Source organism: Amycolatopsis sacchari, from assembly GCF_900114035.1.
GTDB classification, from domain to species: domain Bacteria; phylum Actinomycetota; class Actinomycetes; order Mycobacteriales; family Pseudonocardiaceae; genus Amycolatopsis_E; species Amycolatopsis_E sacchari.
In genome coordinates this window covers 23,612-48,060 of record NZ_FORP01000006.1, presented here as the reverse complement: position 1 = coordinate 48,060, position 24,449 = coordinate 23,612, and the positions used below count along the sequence as shown (strand labels likewise).

The following is a 24,449-nucleotide window of genomic DNA, read 5'->3' as shown; positions in this document are numbered from 1 at the left end:
CCCCCTGCGCGGCCCGGCCACCCTCGTCCACTTAGGACAGTTCTGCCGGCAGTGCCGCGGTGGGCACGTTCTGGAACGCCACCGGCCGCAGGAAACGCTGCGCCGCGGCGGTGCCCACCGACGTCGTCAGCGGGGCGGTCGTCGCCGGGTACGGGCCGCCGTGTTGCTGCGCGTCGCTGACCGTGACGCCGGTCGGCCACTGGTTCCACAGCACCCGCCCTGCGTGTTCGGCCAGCCGTGCCACGAGTTCCGGGCCGTCCGGGTCGTCGTCGGCGCCCTGCACCGTGCCGGTCAGCTGGCCGGGCATCACGTCGAGCACCGACAGCACTTCCGGCACATCGGTGTACTCGACGATCAACGCGGCCGGGCCGAACACCTCCAGTTCCAACAGATCCGGCTGCTTCAGCACATCGGATGCGTTGGCGCGGAAGAGGATCGGGGCGAGGTCGTCGTCGAGTGAGCCACGCGCCACCGTCACGGCCGACGCCATTTCCGCAGCGGCAGCACGGAAACCACGCTCGATGTGCTCGTTCAGCAACGGTCCGGCCGACAGCTCCGGGACCGCCGCGAGGAACGCGTCCGCGTCCGGCACCAGGACGATCCCGGGCTTGGTGCAGAACTGCCCCGAGCCGAGCACGGCCGAACCGGCGAAACCAGTGGCGATCTCCGTGGCACGCGAGGCCCAGCCCGCCGGCGTCACGACCACCGGGTTCGTCGAACCCAGCTCGCCGTAGAACGGGATCGGGTCGGGGCGGGACACCGCGAGGTCGAACAGGGCACGCCCGCCCCGCGTCGAACCCGTGAAACCCACCGCCTTGATCCGGGGATCCCGCACCGCCTGAGCGCCCTCGGCTTCGCCTTCGATCAACGCGAACGTGCCCGCCGGGGCGCCGCTCAACGCCGCGGACACGACGGCGGCCGTACGCCGGGACAGCTCGGGGTGCCCGGGATGCGCCTTCACGACGACGGGGCAGCCCGCCGCGAGCGCGCTCGTCGTGTCACCGCCGAACACCGAGAACGCGAACGGGAAGTTGCTCGCCGCGAACACCAGCACCGGCCCGATCGGCACCTGCGTGCGGCGGATGTCGGGGCGCGGGCCCATCGGCCAGTCCGGGTCGGCGTGGTCGATCCGCACGTCGTGCAGCCGCCCCTGCTCCAGCCGCTCGGCGAACAGGCGGGCCTGGAACGTCGTGCGCCCCAGTTCACCGGTCAACCGCGCTTCGGGCAGGTGCGTCTCGGCCATCGCGATCGGCACGAGTTCCGCGGCCGCCGCGTCGAGCGCGTCCGCCGCCGCACGCAGCCAGGCGGCGCGTTCGGCGCGGGTGGTCCTGGCGACGGGACGGGCGGCGGCCGCGGCTCCGGCGAGAGCGGTTTCCAGTGCGTCGGTCACGGGACGTCCTTTCTCCGCGACCTCGGCTGCTCAGGTCGAGATCGCGTGCGAGTTCATGTCGGCCACGGTCCACTCCTCGACCTCGTCGAGGTGGACCGCGGCCGCTTCCTGTGCGGCGGCGGCGTTCCGCGCCGCCATGGCGTCGAGGATCTGCAGGTGCCGTTCCGTGGAGCCGCGGGCCCGGTGCGGTCCGGTCGCGCCGAGGATCCGCAGCCACGCGACGAACGGCTCGACGGACCCGCGGGCGCGCACGAGCCGTTCGTTGCCGGTGGCCGCCACGATCTCCCGGTGGATGCGGAAGTCGCTGGCGAAGAAGGGCTCGAAATCCCCTTTGTCCAACGCGGAAAGCGCTTCCACGGCCTCGGCGCGCAGGTCGGCGATCAGCGAGTCCGGCATGAGTTCCGTGGCGAGCCCGGTCGCGACCCACTCGATTCCCTTGCGCAGCTGGCAGACTTCCCGCACGTCCTGCACCCCGGGCCGCGCCACGAACGTGCCGGAGCGCGGCCGCGTCTCGATCAGCTGGTCGTGTTCGAGCCGGGCCAGCGCGTCCCGCACCGGGGTCCGCGAGACGCCGAACTCCTGCGCGATGACCTGCGGGTCGAGCCGCGAACCCGGGGCGAACACGCCGGTGACGATCCGGTCGCACAGGATGCGGTAGAGCTGGTCGGCGAGTGATTCGACGACGAGTGCGGATTTTCCGGCCACGGCTTCCCCACAGATGTGTGACGTCTAGTCGATCAGGTTAGCCGAGCGGAGGGCGGCGGCGATACGCTCCCGGTCCTCCTCGGTGGCCGGGGCGAACGGCTTGCGCGGCAGCCCGCCGTCGCGGCCCTGCAGCTGGAGCGCGGCCTTGAGCGTCGCGGGCAGGTTGGGGCCGTCGATCGCGCGCCACACGGTGAGGATGCGCTCGTGCAGCTCCAGCGCGGTCTTGTGGTCGCCGGCCTGCACCGCGTCCCACAGCTCCACCGACAGCTTCGGCGTCACGGTCGGGATCGCGGCGAGCGCCCCGTGCGCGCCCAGCACGAACGCCGGGTAGTGCAGGTCGTCCAGCGCCGCGAGGATCGTGAACCGGTCCCGCACCCGCGCCAGCAGGTCGACGAGCAGGTGCATGTCGCCACCGGACTGCTTGACGGCGACGACCTGGGGCACGGCCGCCAGCTTCTCGATGACGTCGACGGGGACGAGCGCCCACGGCACGACGTTGTACAGCACGATCGGCAGGTCGGTGGCCTCGCCGACGAGGCGGTAGTGCTCCACGGTCTCCTCGGCCGAGGGCGCGAAGACGTAGTGCACGGGCGTCACCTGCAGCGCGTCGACCCCGGCCTCCTTCAGCGCGAGGGAGTACCGGATCGCCTGCGCGGTGGAGTTCTGGATGACGCCGCCGATGACCGGGACGCGGCCCGCGACCTCGTCGACGACGACCTCGCAGATCGCCTTGCTCTCCTCCAGCGAGAGCGTCTGCCCCTCCCCGGTGCTGCCACACGCGCAGATCGCCGTGACGCCCTGGTCGAGCAGGTACTTGACCTCGCCACGCAGCAGGCCGAGGTCGACCTGGTCGTTCTCATCGAACGGGGTGACGACCGTCGAGATCATCCCGTGCAACGCCACGTCCTTCATGGCTTCCCTTCTGAGGCTTGTTTGAAATCTAGTATCTGATACATTAGCGCCTCGTCAGCCAGATGACCACCGGGTACGAGGAAGTGCCGATGACTGCTCCAGGGAAAGCGGACGGGACCCCCGTCAAGAGAGTCGTGTGGGCCAGCGCCCTGGGCACGACGGTCGAGTACTACGACTTCACGCTGTACGCGACGACCGCCGCGCTCGTGTTCAACAAGATCTTCTTCCCCGCCGGGAACGCGATCGTCGGCACGCTCGCCGCGTTCGCCACGTTCTTCGTCGGGTACCTCGCGCGCCCGCTCGGCGGGCTGGTCTTCGGCCACTACGGCGACAAGCTGGGCCGCAAGACCGTCCTGATCACCACGATGATCCTGATGGGCGGTGGCACGTTCGCCGTCGGCCTGCTGCCCTCCTACGAGACCATCGGGATCTGGGCGCCGATCCTGCTCGTCGTGATCCGCCTCCTGCAAGGCGTCGGCATGGGCGGCGAGTACGGCGGCGGCGTGCTGATGGCGCTCGAATACAGCCCCGCGAAGAAGCAGGGGTTCTACACGTCGCTGGTCCACATCGGAACGCCCGCCGGGGTGCTGCTGCCCGTCGGCCTCGTGACGCTGCTCGACGCCGCGTTGCCCGAGGGCGCGTACGAGTCGTGGGCGTGGCGGCTGCCGTTCCTGGCCAGCATCGTGCTGATCCTGCTCGGCGTGTACATCCGCACGCGGGTCAGCGAAAGCCCGGAGTTCGTCAAGGCGCGGGCCGAGCGCGAGGTGCGCACGCTGCCGGTGAAGGAGCTGTTCGGCAACCACGCCGGGCGCGTCGTCCTGTCGATCATCGCGAAGATCGCCGAGAGCGGGCTGTTCAACGTCTACTACGTGGTCGCGATCGCCTACGTCACCACGGAACTGGGTCACCCGCGCGGTCCGGCGCTGCTGGCCGTGCTCGTCGCGTGTGCCGTGGAATGCCTGACGTTGCCGCTGTTCGGGGCGCTGTCGGACCGGATCGGGCGGCGCAAGGTCTACATCGGCGGTGCACTCTTCCAGGTGGTACTGGCGATTCCGTTCTTCCTCATGATCGCCACGGGTAACCTGCCGCTGATGATCCTGGCCACGACCCTCGGCCTGGGGATCGGGCACGGGGCGATGTACGGCGCGCAGGCCGCGCTGTTCGCCAACCTGTACCCCGTCGCGGTGCGCTACACCGGCCTCTCGGTCACGCAGCAGGTCGGCGCGACGCTCGGCGGCGGGCTCGCCCCGCTGCTCGGTACGGCGCTGCTCGCCGCGGGCGGCGGGCACTGGACCTGGCTGGTGGTCTACGCGATCGGGATCGCCGTGTTGTCCTCGCTCGCCGCGAGCCGCCTGAAGTGGGGAGAAGCGCGGTACTCGCCCACGGCGGAGAACCTGTCCAAGGAGAACGTCTGATGCCCCTGCCCTTCCACCCCGCCGACGGTGATCCCGTCCCGGCGGCGCTGCGCGGGTTCGCCCGCGCGCACGCGGACCTCGTGGAGCTGCACGAGAAGCCGGCGCACCTCGTGGCGCGGCACCGGAACCCGGGCCGCCGCGTCGGGCTCGTGTCGGGCGGCGGGTCCGGGCACGAGCCGCTGCACGCCGGGTTCCTCGGCCGCGGGATGCTCGACGCGGTGGCGCCGGGCAAGATCTTCGCCTCGCCGCACAACAAGCAGGTGCTGGAGGCCAGTCGCAAGGCCGCGGGGCCCGACGGCGTGATCCACGTGGTGAAGAACTACACGGGCGACCGGATCAACTTCGGCATCGCGGCGGAGCGGCTGCGCCTGGAAGGCATCGAGGTCCGCCGCGTGCTGGTGGACGACGACCTCGCCACGGAGTCGGCCGAGACCGCCACCGGGCGGCGTGGCACGGGTGCGACGGTCGTCGTGGAGAAACTGCTCGGGGCGGCCGCCGACACCGGGCTCGGGCTGGACGAACTGGCCTCGCTGGGTGCGGAGTTCGCGGCGGCGTCGCGCAGTCTCGCCGTCGCTTCGCGGGCGCAAACCTCGCCGCACACCGGTGAACCGTCCTTCGCGCTCGACGCCGGTGAGCTGGAGTTCGGCGTGGGCATCCACGGCGAGCGGGCGCAGAAGACGGTGCCCCGGCCGCCGCTGGAGGAGCTGGTCGAGCAGCTGCTGGACCAGCTCGTGGCGGGCCTGCCCGAGGGGCCGGACGACGTGGTCGTCGTGGTCAACGGGCTGGGCGGGACCACGTTGCTGGAGCTGTACGTGCTGCAGGACCTCGTCGCCGCAGGCCTTGAACGACGTGGGCTGCGCCAGGCGGGTGGGCTTGTCGGCACGTTCGTCCCGGCGCTCGACATGGCCGGGTTTTCGCTGACCCTGACCAGGCTCCAGCCGGAATGGCGGCAGTGGTGGGCGGCGCCGGCGATCACCCCGGCCTTCCCAAGGACGACCGAGGAGACCGCGTGATGTTCGACCAGGAGAGCGTGCTGCGCCGGTTCGCGCAGGTGGTGGAGGACGCACACGGCGAGCTGACCAGGCTCGACCAGCGCAGCGGGGACGGCGACTTCGGTGACAACCTGCGCGGTGGCGTCCGCGAGGCCGTCGCGCGGTTCGACGCCGGCGGGAGCAGCGCGTTCGGCGCGCTCGGGGAGGTGTTCCTCGACGAGGTCGGCGGCACCAGCGGCCCGTTGCTGGGCCTGTTGTTCACCGAGCTGGCGCACGCACTGGACCGCGAGGCCGAGCCGGTGGCGGCGTTCCGGGCGGGCGCCGCCGCCGGGCTCGCCGCGATCCAGCGGGTCGGGGAGGCGCAGGTCGGCGACCGGACGCTGGTCGACGCGCTCGCCCCGGCCGTCGAGGCCCTCGAGTCCGGGGGCTTCGCCACGGCGGCGAAGGCGGCGGCCGAAGGCGCGGCCCGCACCGGTGAACTGCGGGCGCGGATGGGCCGGGCGAGCTACGTCGGCGAGCGGGTCAAGGGCGAGCCGGACCCGGGCGCTGTGGGGATCGCCCTGCTGTTCTGGGCGGTCGCGACGGTGGCGGAGCCGGACGCCGACCTCCCCTCCCCGCTGGGCTGAAACCCTTACCAGCGGCGGAGGAACGTGTGCCAGGTCCGTTCGAAGGAGCGGGTCAGCGCCGACGCCGGTGCGAAGCGGTCCCAGGCGTGGAAGGCACGGGCGTAGACGTGCAGGTCCACCGGTACCCCGGCGGCGATCAGCCCGCGGGCGAAGTCGAGGCCTTCGTCCCGCAGCAGGTCGAACTGGGCGAGCGCGACGAAGGTGTCCGGCAGGCCCGTGAGGTCGGTGGCCCGGCCGGGGGCTGAGTACGGGTGCACGTCGTCCGTGCCGAACCGCTCGCCCAGGACCGCGGCCCAGGCGAGCCCGATGTCCGGGCGGGCGAAGACCACTTCGGAGCCGGCCTCGGAGATCGACGGCGCTTCGAGGCGGTCGTCGAGCATCGGGTAGAGCAGCGACAGCGAGCACGGCGGCTGGGCGCCCCGGTCGCGCACCATGAGCGCGGTGGCGGCCGCGGGCGCTCCGCCGCCACTGGCCCCGGCGAGCGCGATCCGCCGCGGGTCGATCCGGTGTTCGGCGGCGTGCTCGACGAGGTGGGTGTAGGCCAGGTAGCCGTCCTCGGCGGCGCCGGGAGCCTGCGTTTCCGGCGCGAGCCGGTAGACGACGGCGGCCAGGACGCAGTCGAGCTCCAGCGCCAGCGTCGTGTGGTAGGCGTCGTCGTCGCGGGCGTTGTCGCCCAGGACCTGGGCGCCGGCGTGGAACCAGACCAGCGCCGGGAGGATGCCTTCGGCGCCGGACGGGCGGTACAGGACCACCTCCAGCTCGGTCCGGTCGTCCCTGGGGATCCGCAGGCTTTCGATCGTGATCCGCGGGTCGGGTGGGGTCGGCGGCCGCTGGGCGAGTGCCGCACGGTGCTGCGCGCGCAGGCCGGCGATGTCGGAGAGTTGGAGCAGGGTGCCGTTCGCGGCCTTGGGCAGTGCGGCGAACGCGGTGGCGAGTTCGGGGTCGAGCGCGTCGTGGGCGCCGGGCATGGGAGGTCCTTTCAGAAGACGGAGGGCTGCCCGCTGCCGGCGGTGATGCCGCCGTCCACGGGCAGGGTGGTGCCGGTGACGAACCGGGCGTCGGGCGAGGCCAGGAAGGCGACCGCGGCGGCGACGTCGGCCGGGGTGCTGAAACCGGTGAGCGCCCGGCGCTGGTTGAAGGCTTCGACCAGCCCCGCGTACTCCGCCGCCACGCCCTCTTCGAGTGTCAGCGCCGGGGCGACGGTGTTCACGCGGATCCCGAACCGGCCGAGGTCGAACGCGAGCCCGCGGGTGAGGTTGACGACCGCACCCTTGGCCGTGTTGTAGGCGGTGAGGCGCCGGTCGCCGCCGAGGCCGGACGCGGAGGCGATCTGGACGATGCTGCCGCGGCTCTCCTTCAGGTGCGGCAGCGCCGCCTGCGCGCCGAAGAAGCAGCTGTCGACGTCGGTGACCATGATCAGCCGCCAGTCCGCGGGCGTGGTCTCCTCGAAGTCCTTCGCGAGGCCGAACCCGGCGTTGGACACCAGGACGTCGATGCCGCCGAAGCGGCCCGCACCGGCGTCGATCATCGCCTGGACGTCGTCCTGGCTGGTCACGTCGGTGGCGACCGGGAGCGCGCGGTCGGCCCCGATTTCGGCGGCGAGCGCCTTCAGCCGGTCCTCGCGCCGTGCGGCAAGGACGAGGTTGGCCCCTTCGGCCGCGAACCGGCGGGCGATCCCGGCGCCGATGCCGGAGCTGGCGCCGGTGACGACGACCGTCCTGCCGGTGAAGCGTTGTTCCATGGATTCCCCTGTCAGTTACTGACTCAGAACTGTCAGAAACTGACGGTACAGATCGACAGTCACTGACGCAAGGTAGTGACAGCGACTGTCGCTGAGGTAGGGTCGGAACCGTGCCACGGAACGGGGAAGAAGTGCGGCTGCGGCTCCAGGAGGCGGCGCTCGAGCTGTACCTGGAGCGCGGCTACGACAAGACCACCGCGGGGGACATCGCGGCCCGCGCCGGGGTCACCGAGCGAACGTTCTTCCGCCACTTCGCCGACAAGCGCGAGGTCTTCTTCGACGGTGAGGCGGAGCTGCGGGACCTGCTCACCGGCGCGGTCGCGGCGGTGCCCGCCGGCACCAAACCGCTGCCCACCCTGCGCGCCGCGTTCCACCAGGCCGTGCCGCTGATCGAACGCAACCTCCCCGTCACCGAACGGCGCGCGCCGGTCATCGCCGCCACCCCAGCCCTGCAGGAACGGGCGCTGGCCAAGACCGCGGCACTGGTCGCGGCCCTCACCGACGCACTCGTGGCCCGCGGCGTCGCCGGTCCGCTCGCGGCCCTGTGCGCCCAGGTGGGCATGGACACGTACGCGATCGCCGTCCGCCGCTGGGGCGCCGACCGCACCGACGACCTGCACACCCACCTCGACCGCGCCTTCACCGACCTGCGGCTGGCCGCGAACGCGCTGAAGTGACGGGCCGCATGCCCAACGGTTCGACACTGACTGTTGGAGTTCTACCCCGACTGAACTCCCGACGTTCGCTGGTCGGCCCGCTGGAGCCGGTCGTCTCTCGGACGTACCTCAGGCGGCTACGGCGATGCCGAAAGACGAGCGGCAGGAATCATCGTCGAATGGATACCTGACCGAGAAGCTGCTCCGCCGGGCGGTGCGCGACTGGGGCACAACCCACGCGCTACCGGCGGATGCGCTGGTGGAGCGCGGTCATCCGGCTATCGAGATCGGCGGCCGTGACCGCGGCGGCGCGGAGTTCCTCGGCGAAGTCGTCAGGGGCTTCGCCGTCGTACTTGTAGAACAGCTCGTGCTCCACGGCGGCCCAGAAGTCCATCGCGATCGTGCGCATCTGGATCTCGACCTTGACCTTCTCGACCCGGTCGGACAGGAACACCGGGATGCGCACGATCAGGTGGAGGCTGCGGTACCCGTTGGGCTTCGGCTCGGCGATGTAGTCCTTCGTGCGGACGATCTCCACGTCGTCCTGCTGCCCGAGCATCCGCGCGACCATGTACACGTCCGGCACGAACGGGCACACCACGCGGATCCCGGCGACGTCCTCGATGTGCTCGCGGATCGCTTCGATGCCCGGTGCGTGCCCCTTGCGCTGGAGCTTGCGCAGGATCGCCTCGGGCTGCTTGACCCGGCTGGTGATGTGCTCGATCGGGTCGTGCTGGTGGGCGAAGTCGAACTCCTCGGACAGGATGCGCAGCTTCGTCATCAGCTCGTCGACCGCAAACTTGTAGACCATCAGCTCCCGGCGCAGGTCACGCAGCACCGCGGCGGCATGGGGTTGGTCGAGGTCGTCGAGGACGGTCACCCCGCCAGCTTATGCGAGCGCGTGGCCCCTATCGAGGCGGCGACGACGCAGCACAACGCGACCCACTGCGGCGGGTGCAGGGATTCGCCGAGCACGACGAGCCCGGCCAGCGCGGCGACCGCCGGTTCGAGGCTCATCAGCACGCCGAACACCCGCGGCGGGATGCGGCGCAGCGCCTCCAGCTCCAGCGAGTACGGGATCACCGACGACAGCAGCGCCACCGCGAGCCCGATGACCAGGATCCACGGCGACAGCAGTTTCGCGCCCGTCTCCACGACACCGACCGGCATCGCGACCATCGCGGCGACGGCCATGCCGAGCGCGAGCCCGTTGCCCTCCGTCGTGCGCTTCCCGAGCGCCGCGCTGAGCAGGATGTACAGGCCCCAGCACGCGCCGGCCGCGAGCGCGAACAGCAGGCCGGCCAGCGACAGGTCGCCCCGCGTCTCGGCGAGCAGCACCACCCCACCCGCGGCGAGCAACGCCCACAGCGCGTCGACCAGGCGGCGGGACCCGGCCAGCGCCACCGCGAGCGGGCCGAGGAACTCGATGGTGACCGCGATGCCCTGCGGGATGCGGGCGAGCGCCTGGTAGAAGCTGAGGTTCATCAACCCGAGCACGACGCCGTACGCGAGCACCACCGGCCACCCGCGGCGGCCGAGCCGCACCGCGGGCCGCCACACGAGCAGCAGCACCAGCGCGGCGAAGAACAACCGCAGGGCGACGGTGCCCGCGGCACCGGCGACCGTGAAGAGCTGTTTCGCCAGCGACGCGCCCACCTGCACGCTGACGATCCCCACCAGGATCTGCAGCGGCGGCGGTACCGCGCCCAGCGCCCGGGCCGCGATCGCGAGCGGCCGCGCCCGCGGCACTGGATTGCCGAATTCGTTCACGTTCACCGAAACCACACCACGACGGTAGCCGGGGGGTACGACAGTTCCCGCACCGGAATATCCCTCCCGCACCCGTGGTTGTACGAGGCGGTCGGTGCGGTCCGTGTCCCCCGGGCCTCACCATTTCGCCGTCAGGGAATACCAGCCCGGCTGGAGCCCTGTTCGGACCTTTCGCCGAGAGGCGACCGCCGTACCGGCCACCGAACGTGAAAAGGCCCCTGGAACCGTGAGTGCCCAACGGTTCCAGGGGCCTTTCCCATCGGCTCAGCCGAAGCGGCCCGAGATGTAGTCCTCGGTGGCCTTCTCGTTGGGGTTGGAGAAGATCTTCTCCGTGTCGTTCAGCTCGACCAGCCGCCCGGGCTGGCCGATGCCGGCGAGGTTGAAGAACGCCGTCTGGTCGCTCACGCGAGCGGCCTGCTGCATGTTGTGCGTGACGATGACGATCGTGTAGTCCTTCTTCAGCTCACCGATCAGGTCCTCGATCGCGAGCGTCGAGATCGGGTCCAGCGCCGAGCACGGCTCGTCCATCAGCAGCACGTCCGGCCGCACGGCGATGGCGCGGGCGATGCACAGGCGCTGCTGCTGCCCGCCGGACAGGCCGCCGCCCGGCTTGTTCAGCCGGTCCTTGACCTCGTTCCACAGGTTCGCGCCCCGCAGCGCCCGCTCGGCGATCTCGTCGAGCTGCTTGCGGTTCTTCGTGCCGGCGAGCTTCAGCCCCGCCACCACGTTGTCCCGGATGGACATCGTGGGGAACGGGTTGGGGCGCTGGAACACCATGCCGATCGTGCGGCGCACCTGCACCGGGTCCACGTTCGCCGCGTAGATGTTCTCCCCGTCCAGCAGGACCTCGCCGTCCACCCGGGCGCCGGGGATCACCTCGTGCATCCGGTTGAGCGTGCGCAGCACGGTCGACTTGCCGCAGCCCGACGGACCGATGAACGCCGTGACGCTCCGCGGCGGCACCGACAGCGTGACGTTGTCCACGGCGTGGAACTTGCCGTAGTAGATGTTCAGATCCTTGACGTCGATTCGCTTTGCCATGGCGGATCAGCTCACTTCTTCTTCGGTGCGACCAGGCGGGAGACCACCGTGGCGACGAGGTTGATCAGGGCGATGATGAGGACCAGCGTCAGCGCGGCACCCCAGATGCGGTCGAACCCGACGCTGCCGGGTTCCATGCTGTTGGTCGCCCGCTCGTTGTTCATCAGCAGCGGCAGGGCGGCCTGCTCGTGGTTGAACAGGTCCCAGTTCACGTAGGCCGAGTACCCCACCAGCACCAGCAGCGGAGCGGTCTCGCCCATGACCCTGGCGAGCGCCATCATGATGCCGGAGATGATGCCGGACAACGCCGTGGGCAGCACGATCTTCATGATCGTCTTCCACTTCGGCACGCCCAGCGCGTACGAGGCCTCACGCAGGTCGTCGGGGACGATGCGGAGCATCTCCTCCGCCGACCGCACGACCACCGGGATCATCAGCAGCACCAGCGCCAGCGACACGGCGAACCCGCTGCGCGGCAGGCCCAGCGTGGTGATCCACAGCGCGTAGATGAACAGCGCGGCCACGATCGACGGGACACCGGAGAGGATGTCGACCATGAACGTGGTGATCTTGGCCAGCCTGCCGCCCCGGCCGTACTCGACCAGGTAGATCGCGACCAGCAGGCCGAGCGGGACCGCGATGACCGCGCACACCAGTCCCTGTTCCAGCGTGCCGATGATGGCGTGCAGCACGCCGCCGCCGACCTCGTCGGACAGGACCGAGCCGAAGTCCTGGGACCACCAGTTCGAGTAGGGGATGCGCTTGATGCCGTTCGCGATCACCGTGTAGAGCACCCACACGAGCGGTACCACGGCGATCAGGAACGACAGCCAGACCAGCACCGTGGCCAGGCCGTTGCGGACCTTCCGCCCGAGGCTGATCTGCTGGAAGGCCGGGGACAGTGCCGGCCGCTCGGTCTCGGAGAGCGTGCTCGTCATGCCTCAGTCGCCCTTCTTGTCGCCGATGATCGCCCGCGCGGCGAAGTTCACCGCGAAGGTGAGCACGAACAACACCAGACCGGACGCGATGTACGCCCCCGCCGACGTCGGGTTGTTGAACTCGCTCGCGTTGGTGGCGATCTGCGAGGCGAACGTCGCGCCACCGTCGAAGATCGACCAGTCGAAGTGCCCGCCCCGCGGGATGAACAGGATCACCGTGACGGCGATGGTCTCGCCGAGCGCACGGCCGAGGCCCAGCATCGAGGCGCCGATGTACCCGGCCTTGCCGAACGGCAGCACCGTGGTGCGGATGACCTCCCACCGGGTCGCGCCGAGCGCCAGCGCGCCCTCGATGTGCGCGACCGGGGTGCGCTCGAACACCTCGCGGGACAGCGACGTGATGATCGGCAGCAGCATCACCGCGAGCACGATGCCCGCGGTGAAGATCGTGCCCGAGAAGTTCGGGTACACGTTGCCGGTGCCGAAGATGGGGATGAACCCGAAGACGTCGTTGATCCACTGGGAGACCGGCGAGAGCACCGGCGCGAGCACGAGGATCCCCCACAGACCGAAGATGATCGACGGCACCGCGGCGAGCAGGTCGATGATGTACGCGAAGGGCCGGGCGAGCCGGCGCGGCGCGTACTGCGTCAGGAACAACGCGATGCCCAGCGAGATCGGCATCGCGAACACCAGCGCCACGATCGAGCTGTAGATCGTGACCAGCAGCAGGTCCAGGATGCCGAACCGCAGGTTGCTCGGGTCACCGGTCTCCCAGACGCGCGCGGTCAGGAAGTTGACGTTGTCCGCGGACAGCGCGGGGATGGCCTGCACCAGCAGGAAGATGCCGATCAGCCCGATCAGCGCCACGACGAGGACGCCGGCGCCCGTGGTCAGGTTCTTGAAGATGCGATCGCCCGGCCGGACCTTGGTCCGGCTCTGAGTCACTGGTTGCGCCGAAATCGTGGCCTCCGGGGGTCTAGGGACGACGATGGACGCCCACCGGGGTCACCGGTGGGCGTCCGCGTCGCGATTGCCTCGCTCATCGAGTTTTTCTTCGGTCCTGGTGGCCGGAGTACCTCAGGAGATGGCGTTGACCGCGGTCAGCACCTTGTCCTGCAGGCTCTGCGGCAGCGGCACGAAGCCCTTGTCCGCGATCGGCTGCTGCGCCGTGGTGGCCGCGACCGTCAGGAACGCCTTGAGCGCCTTGGTGGTCTCGGCGTCGTAGCCCTTCGAGCAGACGATCTCGTAGGTCGCCAGCAGCAGCGGGTACGCACCCGGGGTGTTGGCGGCGTAGATCTTGTCGAGGTCCATCGCCAGGTCGTTGGTGCCGGGCGCCTTGAACACGGCCGCGTCGAGCGCCTTGCCGACGTTGGACGGGGTCAGCTCGACCGCGCCGGAGCCACTGTCGATCTTCGCCGCGGTCAGGCCGTCCTTGACGTAGGAGGACTCGACGTAGCCGATCGCGCCGTCGGCCGCGCGGACGGCCGAAGCCACGCCGTTCGACTGGGCCGCACCGTTGCCGACGCCGCCCTTGAAGGCCTTGCCGGTGCCCTGGGTCCACGCGCCCTTGCCGGCGGCGGCCAGGTAGTGCTGGAAGTTGTCGGTCGTGCCCGACTCGTCCGAGCGCGAGACCACCTGGATCGGCTTGCTGGGCAGGTTCACGCCGGGGTTGGCCGCCTTGAGCGCGGGATCGTCCCAGGTCTTGATCTGACCGTTGAAGATCTTGGCGGCGAGCTCGCCGGTCAGGGTCAGCGAGGGGACGCCGTCCAGCTTGTAGGCGATCGCGATCGGGCCGACGACCATCGGCAGGTTCCACGCCGGGTTGCCGTCGCAGCGGGTCTTCGCCGCGTCCACGTCGGCGCCCGACAGCGCCGAGTCCGAACCGCCGAAGTCGACCTGTTTGGCGTTGAACTGCCGCACGCCGGCGCCGGAGCCGGTCGCGTTGTAGTTGACGACCTGGCCCGAGCACGCCTTGGCGTACTGCTGGGCGAAGACGTCCATCGCGGTCTTCTGGGCGGTCGAGCCCTCTCCGGAGAGGGGGGTCTTGCCGCCGCAGGCCACCTGCGCGGTGCCGGTCGGGGCGGTGGCCGCGCCGGAGGTCTGGGCGCCGCTGTTGTTCGCCGCCGGGTCAGAGCCGCACGCCGCGAGGACGAGGGCCGCACTCGCCACGATGCCGACGGCGCCCATGGGCCGCAGAATCTTCACTGTCATGTCCTCCGCTGTCTGAGCATTCCGAAACGGACACTAGGCAGACAGGGTGGCCGGGTGGCCGTGAACAGGTGAATGCAAAGTGAACAAGGGGGCCGGAACCGCGTGGTGTGCACCACCGCTGGGCTCTCGTGTCCTAGCTGTGACCAGCGGGTTTGCCGACCGTGACGGCTCGTTGGCGTGGCGTTAACCCGCTCCGCGATGCGGTCACCGTCCGTATTGGACATCTACAGCGAACCGGGTGAACCCGAGCCGCTGGTACACCGCGAGTGCTGGCGCATTGTCACCTTCGACGTAGAGGATGACGTGCTTGAGCCCGCGGTCCCTCAGGTGGCGCAGCCCGGCCAGCGTCAGCGCCTTGCCCAGTCCACCGCCCTGCGCCGCCGGGTCGACACCGACGACGTAGACCTCCCCGACGGGCTCGCCGTCGAACTGGTTCGGATCGGCCGGGTGCACCTTCGTCCAGTGGAAGCCGATGACCCGCCCGTCACGCTCGGCGAGGAAGAAACCGGCCGGGTCGAACCAGTCCTCGGCCTCGGTGGCGCGCAGCTCGGCGACGGTCAGCGCGCCCTGCTCGGGGTGCCAGTCGAAGGCGCGGGCGTTGACGTCGATGACGGCCTGCTCGTCCTGCCCCGGCACGAACGTGCGCAACGCGACGCCTCCGGGCAACGACGGTTCCGGCCAGTCGCGGACCTCGGTGTGCAGCACCAGCAGTTCACGTGCCCGGCGCAGGCCCACGTGCCCGGCGATCCTGGCCGCCGCCGGGTGGTCGCCGTGCGCCCACACGCGCAGCTCCGCCGTGCCCGCCTTGGCGACGAGCGCTTCGGTCAGCCGGGTGCCCACGCCGCGCCGCCGCAGCTCCGGGTGGACGATCAGCTCCGCCACCTGGCGGCCGAACGAGTCGCCCGCGGTGTCGAGGTGCGCGTAGCCCGCCAGCCGGCCGTCGAGACGGCCCAGCAGGTGCAGACCACCGGAGAACTCGCCGGGCAGCGGGCCCTCGGCGTCGACCTCCGGGCGCCCGTCGGCCCGGCGGGCGGCGAGCAGCAGCTCACGCACCTCGCGCACGGCGGTTTCGTCGAGTTCGTCGGCCCACACCAGGTTCAGCACGGGTCCGACGCTACTACTGCGCGGAGACCTCGCTCGGCAGGTCCGTGGCGTCGAACGACAGCGACGCGACACCCGGCTTCGGCGCGCCCTTCGCGGGCCGCTCGAACTTGTAGCCGACGTTGCGTACGGTGCCGATCATCTGCTCGTGCTCGGGGCCGAGCTTCGCGCGCAGCCGCCGGACGTGCACGTCGACCGTCCGCGTGCCACCGAAGAAGTCGTAGCCCCAGACCTCCTGCAGCAGCTGGGCGCGCGTGAACACGCGGCCCGCGTGCTGGGCGAGGTACTTGAGCAGCTCGAACTCCTTGTAGGTCAGTTCGAGCGTGCGCCGGCGCAGCCGCGCGGTGTAGGTCGCCTCGTCGATGACCAGCTCGCCGACCCGCAGCTCGGCGTCGACCTGGGTCGCCCCGCCGTCCCGCGTGGTGGCCAGCCGCAGCCGGGCGTCCACCTCGGCGGGGCCCGCGGTGGGCAGCAGGATGTCGTCGGTGCGCCACTCGGCGCTGACCGCGACCAGCCCGCCCTCGCCGACGACGGCGATGATCGGGGTGCCCGCCTCCTCCTCGCCGGTGCCCTTGAGCAGCCGGCACAGGCTCTTGGCCGAGGCGAGATCGGTGCGCGCGTCCAGCAGGATCACGTCGCGGTGCCCGGCATCCAGGAGTGCTGTGACTTCCGGTGCCCGCACGCGTACGGTGTGGGGCAGCAGGTCCAGGGCCGGCAGCACTGAGGTGGCGTCCGCCTCCGGAGTGAGAACGAGCAGGTCCAGGCTCATCGCCGCACCGCCTTCTGATAGATCGTAGCCTTGGGCGCCCCCGGTCGGTGTTCGACAAGAGTAACCGGCGAACAGCCGGAACACCTCCCCCCTGCCGTGCTCGTCACACTGACGTCACACTGGGGACCCATATCGTCGAGTGGCGCGAAGAGCAGTCTTCCGACAGATCGGATACGTAGAGTGAGCAGGCCTGGAACCCAGGATCGCACCGTGTCACCGGCCGCGGGCAACCGCCGCGGCCGGCGGGCGCGCCGGATCGTCATCAGCCTCGTCGTGCTGGCCGCACTGCTGGTCGGGGCCGACTTCGGGCTCGCGGCGTTCGCGGAGCACACGGTGTCGCAGAAGGCGCGCGAGCAGCTGCAGCTGACCGACGACCCGTCCGTGACGATCCACGGGTTCCCCTTCACCACGCAGGCGCTGGGCGGGGACTACCGCCACATCTCGCTGTCCGCGTCCGGCGTGCCGATCAAGGACCTGCAGGACGTCGGCGTCAACGCCGAGCTCAGGGACGTCGCCGCGCCGCTGTCGGACCTGGTGAACGGCAACACCGACGCGATCACCATCGGGCAGCTGGAGGCGCAGGTCACGATCAAGGCCAGCGACCTGGCGCGGATCGACCCGCTGACCAAGATCCAGGACCTGCGCATCGAACCGTCGAGCATCGAGTACGTGCGCACCGGGCAGGACAGCACCGACCAGGAGACGCGGCAGGCCGAGGAGCAGGACAAGTCGAGGGCGGGCATCCGGGTCTCCGGCACCGTCCAGATCGCCGGGCAGGAGCTGGAGATCTTCTGCTTCGCGCTCATCGAGCTGCACGGCACGCAGATCGACATCGTGCCGGAACGGCTGCAGTACGGGAATGACAAGGAGACGACGGTCGTTCCCCAGTCAGTGCAGAAGGCTCTGCTGCCCGAGTTCAAGGCGAGCATCGACACCGGCAGCCTGCCGTTCGAGGTGACCCCGACGGCGGTCCAGGTGAACAGCGGTTCGGTGACGATCAAGGGCGAGGCGAAGAACGTGAAGTTCAGCGGGGCCACGGCGGGAAGGTGAGCTGATGGTCGGCGTCTGGGTCGTGCTGGGGGTACTGGTGCTCGGCGGGGTCGCCGGGGCGGTGCTCAAGGCGCGCAACGGCCGGATCGGGGCCGCGAAGGAGACCGAGCGGGCGCTGCCCGGCCCGGTCGCGGACGCGCTCGACCCGGACGCCGCGGTCACCCTCGTGCAGATCTCCACCACGTTCTGCGCGCCGTGCCGCCACACGAAGGCCGTGCTGGAGCCGCTCGCGGAGCGCACGGACGGCCTGCGTCACGTCGAGCTGGACGTGACGGACCAGCCGGAGGTCGCGCAGGCGCTCGGCGTGCTGCGCACCCCGACCACGCTCGCCTTCTCACCCGCTGGGAAGGAGCTGCTCCGCATCAGCGGGGTGCCCAAGGGCCCCGCGGTGCTGGAAGCCCTGGAAGAGCACCTTCCCGCCGCGTCAAGCCGTCCCACCCAGTGAACGTGGTTCCCAGCAGGAGGACGCGCTGGGTACTCTGAACGGCGTGACGACGACCCTGCTGACGCAACGTCGCGCGGTGGACCTCTGCCGCGTGCGCAGCAGCCTGTGTCACTTCTGACGACGAGTCCCGCCTGAAGCGGCTCGTCCACCCCCGGTTCCGCAGTCCGTTCCACTCGCGCGCGTGCGCGCTCGTCCGGGAGGTCCGATGTCAGCAGGCCCAGCAGTCGATCCCCGCGGTCCGCGGTTCGCCGCCGCCGTCACCACCGTCGTCCTCGCCGTCGTGCTGGTCACCGGCTGGTGGCCGCTGCTCGCGGCGCAGACGGTCGTGTTCGCGATCGGTGCGTTCGTCGGCCTCAAACCCGCGCCGTACTCGGTCCTCTACCGCTACCTCGTCGCGCCGCGGCTGGCTCCGACGAGCGAGCGCGAGGACGCGGCGCCGCTGCGGTTCGCGCAGACCGTCGGGTTCGTGTTCGCGCTGGTCGGCACGATCGGTTACGCGTCGGGGGTGACCGTGCTGGGCATCGTCGCGACGGCGTTCGCCCTGCTCGCGGCGTTCCTGAACGCGGCGTTCAACTTCTGCCTCGGCTGCGAGGTGTACCTGCTGTTCCGGCGGGTCGCCCCGTCGGCCCGTCAAGCGTCCTAACAGTCCACCCAAGAGAAGAAGAAAGAGAGTCCGCTCAAATGAGCCGTGAAGACGTCCTGGTCACGACGCAGTGGGCCGAGGAGAACCTGGACACCCCCGGCGTGGTCTTCGCCGAGGTGGACGAGGACACGACCGCCTACGACGGTGGCCACATCCGCGGTGCCGTCAAGATCGACTGGAAGACCGAGCTGCAGGACCCGGTGCGCCGCGACTTCGTGGACCGCGCCGGTTTCGAGGCGCTGCTGTCCGAGAAGGGCATCTCGAACGACGACCTGGTGGTCCTGTACGGCGGCAACAACAACTGGTTCGCCGCGTACGCGTACTGGTACTTCAAGCTCTACGGCCACGACAAGGTCAAGCTGCTCGACGGCGGCCGCAAGAAGTGGGAGCTCGACGGCCGCGAGCTGACCACCGACGAGGTCAAGCGCGAGCGCACCACGTACACCGCGAAGGAGCCGGACACCTCGATCCGCGCCTTCCGCGACGAGGTCGTCGACGCGATCGGCACGAAGAACCTGGTCGACGTGCGCTCGCCCGACGAGTTCTCCGGCAAGCTGCTGGCCCCGGCGCACCTGCCGCAGGAGTCGGCGCAGCGCGGCGGCCACATCCCGTCGGCGCTGAACGTGCCGTGGGCCAAGACCGCCAACGAGGACGGCACCTTCAAGTCCGCCGAGGAGCTGAAGGAGCTGTACAGCGAGGCGGGGCTGGACACGTCCAAGGCGACCATCGCCTACTGCCGCATCGGCGAGCGCTCCAGCCACACCTGGTTCGCGCTGCACGAGCTGCTGGGCCTGCCGGACGTGAAGAACTACGACGGTTCGTGGACGGAGTACGGCTCGCTCGTCGGCGTGCCGATCGAGACCGGAACGGGGAAGTGACGATGAGTGCTGACGGTTGCGGCGCGCCGGTCCAGACGGCGACGCCCGCGGACATCGACACCCAGGGCCAGGTCGTGGTGGCCGGCAAGGTGATCGGCAACGACGGCCCGCTGGGCGGCGCGTACGTGCGCCTGCTCAACGGTGACGGCGACTTCGCGGGCGAGGTCCAGGCCTCCCCGGAGGGCGACTTCCGGTTCTACGCCGCGCCCGGCGACTGGAAGGTGCGTGCGCTGCACCGCGCGGGCAACGGTGAGGCCTCCGTGACGGCGGAGGGTCCCGGCCTGCACCAGGTGGCCATCTCGGTCGCCTGACGATCATCGGGAAAGGCCACCGGCGCCGCGGCGCCGGTGGCCTTTTTCCGTGAGCGCCCGCAGTTCCGGGCACGAGGCCACCGGGTCCTCGCGGGGGCAGTCCAGGAAGTGCTCGAGGAAGTCCGCCGCCCGGTCGAGGACGGCCTGCTGCTCGCGGACCGTGTCGAGGCGCCCCCGGACGGCGGCGCGCCAGTCCTCGCCGCGGCCGGGCCCGTGCAGGAGCGCGGAGATCTCGTCCAGGCTCAGCAAACCCGTGTCCTGCAACAGCTTCGCGACGGCGAGCCGGTGCAGCTCCGGCTCGCCGTAGACGCGTTTGCCCGCCCGGCGTCCGACCGGGCGCACGAGGCCGCGCTCGTCCCAGTAGCGCAGGGCCGACACCGCGAGCCCGAGCTTCGCGGCAACCTCACCGATGGACCACATGCGTCCAGTTGACCTCAAGCCGGCTTGAGCCTCCAGGCTGTCGGCATGACTGGAACGAAAACCGTTACCAAGAAGGCGATGCTCGTCGCCGTCCTGCTCGCGACGTTCATGGCCATGCTGGACGCGAGCGTCGTCACGCTCGCACTGCCCTCGATCGGCGGCTCGCTGGCCGGCCTCCAGTGGGTGCTCGACGGGTACGTGGTGGCGCTCGCGACGGTCATGCTCACCGGCGGCGCGCTGGGCGACCGCTACGGCCGCAAGAAGGCGTTCCTCGCCGGCCTGGTGGTGTTCACGCTCGCCTCGGCGGGTTGCGCGCTCGCCCCGGACACGGGCTGGCTCGTCGCCGCACGGGTGCTGCAGGGCGCGGGTGCCTCGGTGCTCGTGCCCGGCGGGCTCTCCCTCATCGCGCAGGCGTTCCCGGATCCCCGTGAGCGGGCCCGGATGCTCGGGATCGGCGGTCTGGTCGGTGGCCTCGGGTTCGTCGTCGGACCGCTGCTGGGCGGCCCGCTGACCGACGCGTTCGGCTGGCGCAGCATCTTCCTGCTCAACCTGCCGTTGGGCGTCGTCGCGCTCGTCGCCGGCCGCCGGGCCATCGAGGAGTCGGCCGACCCCGAGCACACGGCGCTGGACCCGGCGGGGCAGGTGCTCGCCGTCGCGTGGACGGGGCTGGTCGTCTACGCCGTGATCGAAGCGGGGCACGCGGGCTGGGCGGATGCCACGGTGCTGTGCTGCCTGGCCGCCGGGCTGCTCTGCCTCGCCGCGTTCGTCGCGGTGGAACGGCGGTCGCCGCGGCCGATGCTGCCGGTCGCGTTGTTCCGCCGTGCGGCCTTCTCGGTCGTCAACGTCGCTTCCTTCGTGCTCGGCGCGGCGTCCTACGGCGGATATTTCCTGCTCTCGCTCTACCTGCAGACCGTGCGGGGCGTGTCGGCCACCGAGGCGGGGCTGTGGTTCCTGCCGATGATGTCGGCGACGGCGCTGGCCTCGGTCCTCACCGGGCGCCTGCCGCACCGGGTGAGCCTGCTGGGCGGGTACGCGCTGTGCACGGTGGCGCTGCTGGTGCTGCCGGTGCTGGACGCCTCGACGTCGTACCCGGTGCTCGTGGTCCTGTTCGTCCTGCTCGGCGCGGGGATGGGGCTCGCGCTGCCGCCCACCAACCTCGCCGCGATCGGGGCGGCGCCGCGTGAGCGGTCGGGGATCGCGTCGGCGACCGTGAACACGGCCCGGCAGACGGGGACCGCGCTCGGCATCGCGGTCCTCGGCACCGTGGCGTCGGCGACCGCGGACTTCGCCGCCGGGTTCGTGATCGCCGGCGTGGCGAGCGCGATCGTCACCGTGGCGCTCGCCACCACGGTGCGGGCAGGCTGAGCGAAAGGCAGCGGGTTATTCTGCTCGACGTGGAAGCTCTCTTTACGACCCTGCTGGTGCTCGCCGGTGTCGCCGTCGTGTGGTTCACGATCTACGTCATCTACCGGCTGTACGCCGACCAGCGCTGAGACGAGGCCATGAGCAGCGGCGACGAAGCGATCCAAGCCGCCGAGGAGCGGGCGGCGAGTACCCGCGACCGCAACCTGCCCCAGTTCGAGGACCTGCCGATCCCCGGTGACACCGCGAACCTGCGCCAGGGCCCGAACCTCAACGACGCCTGCCTCGCGCTGCTGCCGCTGGTCGGCGTGTGGCGCGGCGAGGGCGAGATCAACTACTCCACGATGGAGAAGCCGGTCCGCTTCGCCCAGCAGCTCACGATCGCGCACGACGGCAGGCCGTTCCTCTACCACGAATCGCGCTCGTGGCTGCTCGACGACGAGGGCGCGGTGATCCGTCCCGCCGCCCGCGAGGTCGGCTGGTGGCGCCCGCAGGCCGACGACACGATCGAGCTGCTGCTCACGCACTCCAGCGGCATCATGGAGATCTTCTACGGCAAGCCGCGCAACCAGACCTCGTGGGAGCTGGGCACCGACGCGGTGGTCCGCACGGCCAGCGCCAAGGAGGTCACCGGCGCGCAGCGGCTGTACGGCCTGGTCAACAACGGCGACCTCGGGTACGTCGAGGAGCGGGCCATGGTGGGCGAGCCGATGCAGCCGCACGTTTCCGCCTACCTGCGGCGCGTGGTCGGCTAGTGCGCTGGCTGCCCTACGGGCCGCACGCCGCGCTCGTCGAGTGCGGTTCGCTGAGCGAGATGAGCGCGGTCAGGGCGACCGTCGCCGCCGCGCGGCTGCCGGACGTCGTCGAGATCGTGCCGGGCGCCCGCTCGGTGCTGGTCGTCGCGCGACCGGGGACCGGGGCGCTGCAGGAGGCGCGGCAGGCGGTCGAGGCCGCGGACCTGGCGCACCCGCCGAGCGCCGACCCGCGTGAGGTCGAGCTGGTCGTGCACTACGAGGGCGAGGACCTGCCGCTGGTCGCCGAAACCGCTGGCATCTCCGTCGAGGAGGTCGTCCGCCTGCACACGAGCGCCGAGTACACCGTGGCGTTCACGGGTTTCGCGCCGGGTTTCGCGTACCTCACCGGGCTGCCCGAGCCCCTGCGGCAGTCGCGTTTGGACACTCCGAGGACGAAGGTGCCCGCCGGATCCGTGGGTCTGGCGGGCGAGTTCACCGGGGTCTACCCGCGCTCGTCCCCCGGGGGCTGGCGATTGCTGGGGCACACCGAAACCGTGTTGTTCGACCCGCGTGCGGAGCGCCCCGCGTTGCTCGCGCCCGGCGACCGCGTGCGCTTCCGGAGCGCGTCGTGAGGACGATCGAGATCGTCGAGCCGGGCCCCGCCGCGCTCGTCGAGGACCTCGGCAGGCCGGGCCACGCACACCTCGGCGTGCCGCCGTCCGGCGCGCTCGACGTGCCCGCGCTGCGGCTGGCGAACCGGCTGGTCGGCAACGACGAGGGCTGCGCCGGGATCGAGTCGCTGCTCGGCGGGCTGGTCGTGCGCGCGGGTTCCTCGTGCACGGTCGCGGTGACCGGCCCGCCGGTGCGGGTGGCCGTCGACGGCCGTGAGGTCGGTTCCCACACGCCTGTGCACCTGACCGCCGGGCAGCGGCTGGAAGTTTCGCCGCTCTCCGCCGGACTTCGGTGCTACCTGGCGGTTTCCGGCGGTATCGCGGTCGAACCCGAGCTGGGCAGCCGTTCCCGTGACGTGCTGTCGGGCATCGGACCCGAGCCGCTGAAGGCCGGGGACGTGCTGCCGCTGGGCGAAGCGCGGGGCATCCCCACCGGCGAGGACGAGCTGGCCGCGCTGCGGCCGCCGGAGGAGCTGGTGGTGCCCGTGCACCTGGGCCCGCGCGACGACTGGTTCCCCGAACCGGCAGCACAGCTGGCCGTGCCGTGGACCGTCACGCCGGAGTCAAACCGGGTGGGCCTGCGTCTCGACGGCGCCCCGCTGCGGCGTGCGCGTGAGGGCGAGCTGCCGAGCGAAGGCCTGATCACCGGTGCGATCCAGGTGCCGCCCAGCGGACTGCCCGTCGTGTTCCTCGCCGATCACCCGACGACCGGGGGGTACCCGGTCATCGGGGTCGTGGCGCCGGGGGCGCTGCCCGCCCTCGCGCAGGCGCGCCCCGGCACCACCGTGCGCTTCCGGGCTCAGGCGTAGACGTCCTCGTACGCCTTCGCCAGCTCCGCGTGCACCGCGCCGGAGTCCGGCAGTCGCTCGCCGTCGAGCGTGTGCACCCTGGTCAGCTTCCGCACGGACGACGCCAGGAACAGCCCGTCGTTGTCCCGCAGGTCCTCCGCCGTCAGGGGTTCGATCTTGGTCGTCCAGCCCGCCCGTTCGGCGCCGCGGAACACCGCGGCCTGTGTCGTGCCGGGCAGGATGCCGATCGTCGCCGGCGGCGTGTACAGCGTGCGGCCACGCGCGATGATCACGTTCGACGTCGGGCCTTCGAGCACCGACCCGTCCGTCGCCAGGAACACCACGTCGTCCGCGCCACGGCGGGCCGCCTCGCGCCCGGCGGCCATGTTGACCGCGTAGGACAGGGACTTCGCGCCCAGCAGCAACCACGGCGCGCGCTCGGCCAGCCCCGGGTCGATGCCGCGCTCCAGCGTCACGACGGAAACACCCTCGGCGCGGGCCTGTTTGATCTTCTCGCCGATCGGGATGGCCAGCACGAACGCGGTGGGTTTGGTCTCGGGATCACCGTCGACACCGCGGCTGTAGACCAGCTTGATCGCGCACTCGTCCCCGCCGGTCCAGTTGTCCAACACCAGCCGGACCGTGCGCTCGAACGCCGCGTCGTCCGGCTCCGGCAGGTCGAGCATCGACGCGGAGCGGGCCAGCCGGTCGAGGTGCGGCCGCAGCTCCCGCGGCTGCCCGCCGACGGCGAGCACGGTCTCGAAGATGCCGTCGCCGCGCTGGACGCTCAGGTCGTCGACCCGGATGTGCGGGTCCTCCGGGTTCGCGAGGGTTCCGTCGAGGAAAGCGAGTACGCGCATGGGGTCACCGTACTCAC

General features: G+C 71.0%; 28 protein-coding genes. 13 read left to right on the top strand and 15 right to left on the bottom strand.

Annotated elements, in window-relative coordinates:
- Nucleotides 1–31: 31 nt before the first annotated feature.
- Genes BMZ92_RS12360 through BMZ92_RS12350 form a run of 3 tightly spaced genes read right to left on the bottom strand, consistent with a single transcriptional unit; the run spans nucleotide 32 to nucleotide 3,007 of the window.
- Nucleotides 32–1,390, bottom strand: coding sequence for an aldehyde dehydrogenase (NADP(+)) (locus tag BMZ92_RS12360; protein ID WP_091506399.1), 1,359 nt, complete (start codon nucleotides 1,388–1,390; stop codon nucleotides 32–34).
- Nucleotides 1,391–1,420: 30 nt separating this feature from the next.
- A complete protein-coding gene (locus BMZ92_RS12355; protein ID WP_091506396.1) occupies nucleotides 1,421–2,095 on the bottom strand; it encodes a GntR family transcriptional regulator in 675 nt (224 codons plus the stop codon).
- Between the two features lie 24 nt (nucleotides 2,096–2,119).
- On the bottom strand, nucleotides 2,120–3,007 hold the full coding sequence (locus BMZ92_RS12350; RefSeq protein WP_091506394.1) for a dihydrodipicolinate synthase family protein: 888 nt from the start codon (nucleotides 3,005–3,007) through the stop codon (nucleotides 2,120–2,122).
- An 89-nt stretch (nucleotides 3,008–3,096) separates the two neighbouring features.
- On the opposite strand from BMZ92_RS12350, the gene BMZ92_RS12345 reads away from it, so the two are divergent.
- From BMZ92_RS12345 to BMZ92_RS12335, 3 genes are read left to right on the top strand one after another with little or no spacing between them, the layout of a single operon-like run.
- Nucleotides 3,097–4,422, top strand: a complete 1,326-nt coding sequence (locus BMZ92_RS12345; RefSeq protein ID WP_091506391.1) for an MFS transporter — start codon at nucleotides 3,097–3,099, stop codon at nucleotides 4,420–4,422.
- Nucleotides 4,422–5,435 (top strand): dihydroxyacetone kinase subunit DhaK, encoded by a 1,014-nt coding sequence (locus BMZ92_RS12340; protein ID WP_091506388.1) that lies wholly within the window; start codon nucleotides 4,422–4,424, stop codon nucleotides 5,433–5,435. Before BMZ92_RS12345 ends, BMZ92_RS12340 begins: the two co-directional genes overlap by 1 nt.
- The gene (locus tag BMZ92_RS12335) at nucleotides 5,435–6,040 is read left to right on the top strand and encodes a DAK2 domain-containing protein (RefSeq protein WP_091506387.1); all 606 of its coding nucleotides are present in this window, start codon (nucleotides 5,435–5,437) and stop codon (nucleotides 6,038–6,040) included. Before BMZ92_RS12340 ends, BMZ92_RS12335 begins: the two co-directional genes overlap by 1 nt.
- A gap of 5 nt (nucleotides 6,041–6,045) precedes the next feature.
- On the opposite strand, the gene BMZ92_RS12330 is transcribed toward BMZ92_RS12335, so the two are convergent.
- Complete coding sequence (locus tag BMZ92_RS12330) at nucleotides 6,046–7,008, bottom strand: alpha/beta hydrolase fold domain-containing protein (protein WP_091506384.1); 963 nt, start codon at nucleotides 7,006–7,008, stop codon at nucleotides 6,046–6,048.
- Between the two features lie 11 nt (nucleotides 7,009–7,019).
- Complete coding sequence (budC, locus tag BMZ92_RS12325; protein WP_091506381.1) at nucleotides 7,020–7,781, bottom strand: meso-2,3-butanediol dehydrogenase; 762 nt, start codon at nucleotides 7,779–7,781, stop codon at nucleotides 7,020–7,022.
- A gap of 110 nt (nucleotides 7,782–7,891) precedes the next feature.
- Between budC and BMZ92_RS12320 the strand changes: the two genes are divergently transcribed.
- Nucleotides 7,892–8,458, top strand: a complete 567-nt coding sequence (locus BMZ92_RS12320) for a TetR/AcrR family transcriptional regulator (RefSeq protein ID WP_177228655.1) — start codon at nucleotides 7,892–7,894, stop codon at nucleotides 8,456–8,458.
- Nucleotides 8,459–8,678: 220 nt separating this feature from the next.
- On the opposite strand, the gene BMZ92_RS12315 is transcribed toward BMZ92_RS12320, so the two are convergent.
- The 8 genes from BMZ92_RS12315 to BMZ92_RS12280 form a co-directional block, all read right to left on the bottom strand.
- Nucleotides 8,679–9,317, bottom strand: coding sequence for a GTP pyrophosphokinase (locus BMZ92_RS12315; protein WP_091506376.1), 639 nt, complete (start codon nucleotides 9,315–9,317; stop codon nucleotides 8,679–8,681).
- Nucleotides 9,314–10,207 (bottom strand): EamA family transporter, encoded by an 894-nt coding sequence (locus BMZ92_RS12310; protein WP_245783040.1) that lies wholly within the window; start codon nucleotides 10,205–10,207, stop codon nucleotides 9,314–9,316. The genes BMZ92_RS12315 and BMZ92_RS12310 overlap by 4 nt, the downstream gene beginning before the upstream one ends.
- 264 nt (nucleotides 10,208–10,471) lie before the next feature.
- Nucleotides 10,472–11,248, bottom strand: a complete 777-nt coding sequence (gene pstB / locus BMZ92_RS12305) for a phosphate ABC transporter ATP-binding protein PstB (protein WP_091506371.1) — start codon at nucleotides 11,246–11,248, stop codon at nucleotides 10,472–10,474.
- A gap of 11 nt (nucleotides 11,249–11,259) precedes the next feature.
- Nucleotides 11,260–12,186 carry a phosphate ABC transporter permease PstA gene (pstA, locus tag BMZ92_RS12300; protein WP_091506369.1) on the bottom strand — a complete coding sequence of 309 codons (927 nt, stop codon included), beginning with the start codon at nucleotides 12,184–12,186 and terminating at the stop codon, nucleotides 11,260–11,262.
- Between the two features lie 3 nt (nucleotides 12,187–12,189).
- Entirely contained in the window at nucleotides 12,190–13,134 is a 945-nt protein-coding gene (pstC, locus tag BMZ92_RS12295) for a phosphate ABC transporter permease subunit PstC (protein WP_091506367.1), read from the bottom strand.
- A gap of 132 nt (nucleotides 13,135–13,266) precedes the next feature.
- Nucleotides 13,267–14,394, bottom strand: a complete 1,128-nt coding sequence (gene pstS / locus BMZ92_RS12290; protein ID WP_091506365.1) for a phosphate ABC transporter substrate-binding protein PstS — start codon at nucleotides 14,392–14,394, stop codon at nucleotides 13,267–13,269.
- 210 nt (nucleotides 14,395–14,604) lie between these two features.
- Nucleotides 14,605–15,504 carry a mycothiol synthase gene (gene mshD, locus BMZ92_RS12285; RefSeq protein ID WP_091506363.1) on the bottom strand — a complete coding sequence of 300 codons (900 nt, stop codon included), beginning with the start codon at nucleotides 15,502–15,504 and terminating at the stop codon, nucleotides 14,605–14,607.
- Between the two features lie 13 nt (nucleotides 15,505–15,517).
- The gene (locus BMZ92_RS12280) at nucleotides 15,518–16,270 is read right to left on the bottom strand and encodes a response regulator transcription factor (RefSeq protein WP_091506361.1); all 753 of its coding nucleotides are present in this window, start codon (nucleotides 16,268–16,270) and stop codon (nucleotides 15,518–15,520) included.
- Nucleotides 16,271–16,480: 210 nt separating this feature from the next.
- Between BMZ92_RS12280 and BMZ92_RS12275 the strand changes: the two genes are divergently transcribed.
- From BMZ92_RS12275 to BMZ92_RS12255, 5 genes are all read left to right on the top strand, one after another.
- The gene (locus tag BMZ92_RS12275; RefSeq protein WP_245783023.1) at nucleotides 16,481–17,320 is read left to right on the top strand and encodes an LmeA family phospholipid-binding protein; all 840 of its coding nucleotides are present in this window, start codon (nucleotides 16,481–16,483) and stop codon (nucleotides 17,318–17,320) included.
- Between the two features lie 4 nt (nucleotides 17,321–17,324).
- On the top strand, nucleotides 17,325–17,765 hold the full coding sequence (locus BMZ92_RS12270) for a TlpA family protein disulfide reductase (protein WP_091506359.1): 441 nt from the start codon (nucleotides 17,325–17,327) through the stop codon (nucleotides 17,763–17,765).
- 205 nt (nucleotides 17,766–17,970) lie between these two features.
- On the top strand, nucleotides 17,971–18,408 hold the full coding sequence (locus BMZ92_RS12265) for a DUF4395 domain-containing protein (protein ID WP_091506356.1): 438 nt from the start codon (nucleotides 17,971–17,973) through the stop codon (nucleotides 18,406–18,408).
- 38 nt (nucleotides 18,409–18,446) lie between these two features.
- Nucleotides 18,447–19,286, top strand: coding sequence for a sulfurtransferase (locus BMZ92_RS12260; RefSeq protein WP_091506354.1), 840 nt, complete (start codon nucleotides 18,447–18,449; stop codon nucleotides 19,284–19,286).
- Nucleotides 19,287–19,288: 2 nt separating this feature from the next.
- Complete coding sequence (locus BMZ92_RS12255) at nucleotides 19,289–19,597, top strand: DUF1416 domain-containing protein (RefSeq protein WP_091506352.1); 309 nt, start codon at nucleotides 19,289–19,291, stop codon at nucleotides 19,595–19,597.
- A gap of 3 nt (nucleotides 19,598–19,600) precedes the next feature.
- Here BMZ92_RS12255 and BMZ92_RS12250 read toward each other — a convergent pair whose 3' ends face one another.
- Nucleotides 19,601–20,017, bottom strand: a complete 417-nt coding sequence (locus BMZ92_RS12250) for a MerR family transcriptional regulator (RefSeq protein WP_091506349.1) — start codon at nucleotides 20,015–20,017, stop codon at nucleotides 19,601–19,603.
- Nucleotides 20,018–20,062: 45 nt separating this feature from the next.
- Here BMZ92_RS12250 and BMZ92_RS12245 point away from each other — a divergent pair, with 45 nt between their 5' ends.
- The 4 genes from BMZ92_RS12245 to BMZ92_RS12230 all read left to right on the top strand — a co-directional run bounded on the left by BMZ92_RS12245 (nucleotide 20,063) and on the right by BMZ92_RS12230 (nucleotide 23,593).
- The gene (locus BMZ92_RS12245) at nucleotides 20,063–21,382 is read left to right on the top strand and encodes a DHA2 family efflux MFS transporter permease subunit (RefSeq protein WP_091506347.1); all 1,320 of its coding nucleotides are present in this window, start codon (nucleotides 20,063–20,065) and stop codon (nucleotides 21,380–21,382) included.
- A 137-nt stretch (nucleotides 21,383–21,519) separates the two neighbouring features.
- Nucleotides 21,520–22,134: a heme-binding beta-barrel domain-containing protein gene (locus tag BMZ92_RS12240; RefSeq protein ID WP_091506332.1), complete on the top strand. Its 615-nt coding sequence runs from the start codon at nucleotides 21,520–21,522 to the stop codon at nucleotides 22,132–22,134.
- Nucleotides 22,134–22,745, top strand: coding sequence for a 5-oxoprolinase subunit PxpB (pxpB, locus tag BMZ92_RS12235; RefSeq protein ID WP_091506329.1), 612 nt, complete (start codon nucleotides 22,134–22,136; stop codon nucleotides 22,743–22,745). The genes BMZ92_RS12240 and pxpB overlap by 1 nt, the downstream gene beginning before the upstream one ends.
- Complete coding sequence (locus BMZ92_RS12230; protein ID WP_245783022.1) at nucleotides 22,742–23,593, top strand: 5-oxoprolinase subunit C family protein; 852 nt, start codon at nucleotides 22,742–22,744, stop codon at nucleotides 23,591–23,593. The genes pxpB and BMZ92_RS12230 overlap by 4 nt, the downstream gene beginning before the upstream one ends.
- Here BMZ92_RS12230 and BMZ92_RS12225 read toward each other — a convergent pair.
- Nucleotides 23,584–24,432 (bottom strand): aminodeoxychorismate lyase, encoded by an 849-nt coding sequence (locus BMZ92_RS12225; RefSeq protein WP_091506326.1) that lies wholly within the window; start codon nucleotides 24,430–24,432, stop codon nucleotides 23,584–23,586. The two genes, BMZ92_RS12230 and BMZ92_RS12225, sit on opposite strands and share 10 nt — an antisense overlap.
- Nucleotides 24,433–24,449 lie beyond the last annotated feature (17 nt).

Coding starts and splice junctions, on each gene's coding strand:
- BMZ92_RS12345 (WP_091506391.1), top strand. CDS start 3,097: ATGACTGCTCCAGGGAAAGCGGACGGGACCCCCGTCAAGAGAGTCGTG.
- BMZ92_RS12340 (WP_091506388.1), top strand. CDS start 4,422: ATGCCCCTGCCCTTCCACCCCGCCGACGGTGATCCCGTCCCGGCGGCG.
- BMZ92_RS12265 (WP_091506356.1), top strand. CDS start 17,971: ATGTCAGCAGGCCCAGCAGTCGATCCCCGCGGTCCGCGGTTCGCCGCC.
- budC (WP_091506381.1), bottom strand. CDS start 7,781: ATGGAACAACGCTTCACCGGCAGGACGGTCGTCGTCACCGGCGCCAGC.
- BMZ92_RS12225 (WP_091506326.1), bottom strand. CDS start 24,432: ATGCGCGTACTCGCTTTCCTCGACGGAACCCTCGCGAACCCGGAGGAC.
- BMZ92_RS12330 (WP_091506384.1), bottom strand. CDS start 7,008: ATGCCCGGCGCCCACGACGCGCTCGACCCCGAACTCGCCACCGCGTTC.
- BMZ92_RS12240 (WP_091506332.1), top strand. CDS start 21,520: ATGAGCAGCGGCGACGAAGCGATCCAAGCCGCCGAGGAGCGGGCGGCG.
- BMZ92_RS12350 (WP_091506394.1), bottom strand. CDS start 3,007: ATGAAGGACGTGGCGTTGCACGGGATGATCTCGACGGTCGTCACCCCG.
- pstA (WP_091506369.1), bottom strand. CDS start 12,186: ATGACGAGCACGCTCTCCGAGACCGAGCGGCCGGCACTGTCCCCGGCC.
- BMZ92_RS12270 (WP_091506359.1), top strand. CDS start 17,325: ATGGTCGGCGTCTGGGTCGTGCTGGGGGTACTGGTGCTCGGCGGGGTC.
- BMZ92_RS12255 (WP_091506352.1), top strand. CDS start 19,289: ATGAGTGCTGACGGTTGCGGCGCGCCGGTCCAGACGGCGACGCCCGCG.
- BMZ92_RS12245 (WP_091506347.1), top strand. CDS start 20,063: ATGACTGGAACGAAAACCGTTACCAAGAAGGCGATGCTCGTCGCCGTC.
- BMZ92_RS12260 (WP_091506354.1), top strand. CDS start 18,447: ATGAGCCGTGAAGACGTCCTGGTCACGACGCAGTGGGCCGAGGAGAAC.
- BMZ92_RS12335 (WP_091506387.1), top strand. CDS start 5,435: ATGTTCGACCAGGAGAGCGTGCTGCGCCGGTTCGCGCAGGTGGTGGAG.
- pstB (WP_091506371.1), bottom strand. CDS start 11,248: ATGGCAAAGCGAATCGACGTCAAGGATCTGAACATCTACTACGGCAAG.
- BMZ92_RS12250 (WP_091506349.1), bottom strand. CDS start 20,017: ATGTGGTCCATCGGTGAGGTTGCCGCGAAGCTCGGGCTCGCGGTGTCG.
- BMZ92_RS12280 (WP_091506361.1), bottom strand. CDS start 16,270: ATGAGCCTGGACCTGCTCGTTCTCACTCCGGAGGCGGACGCCACCTCA.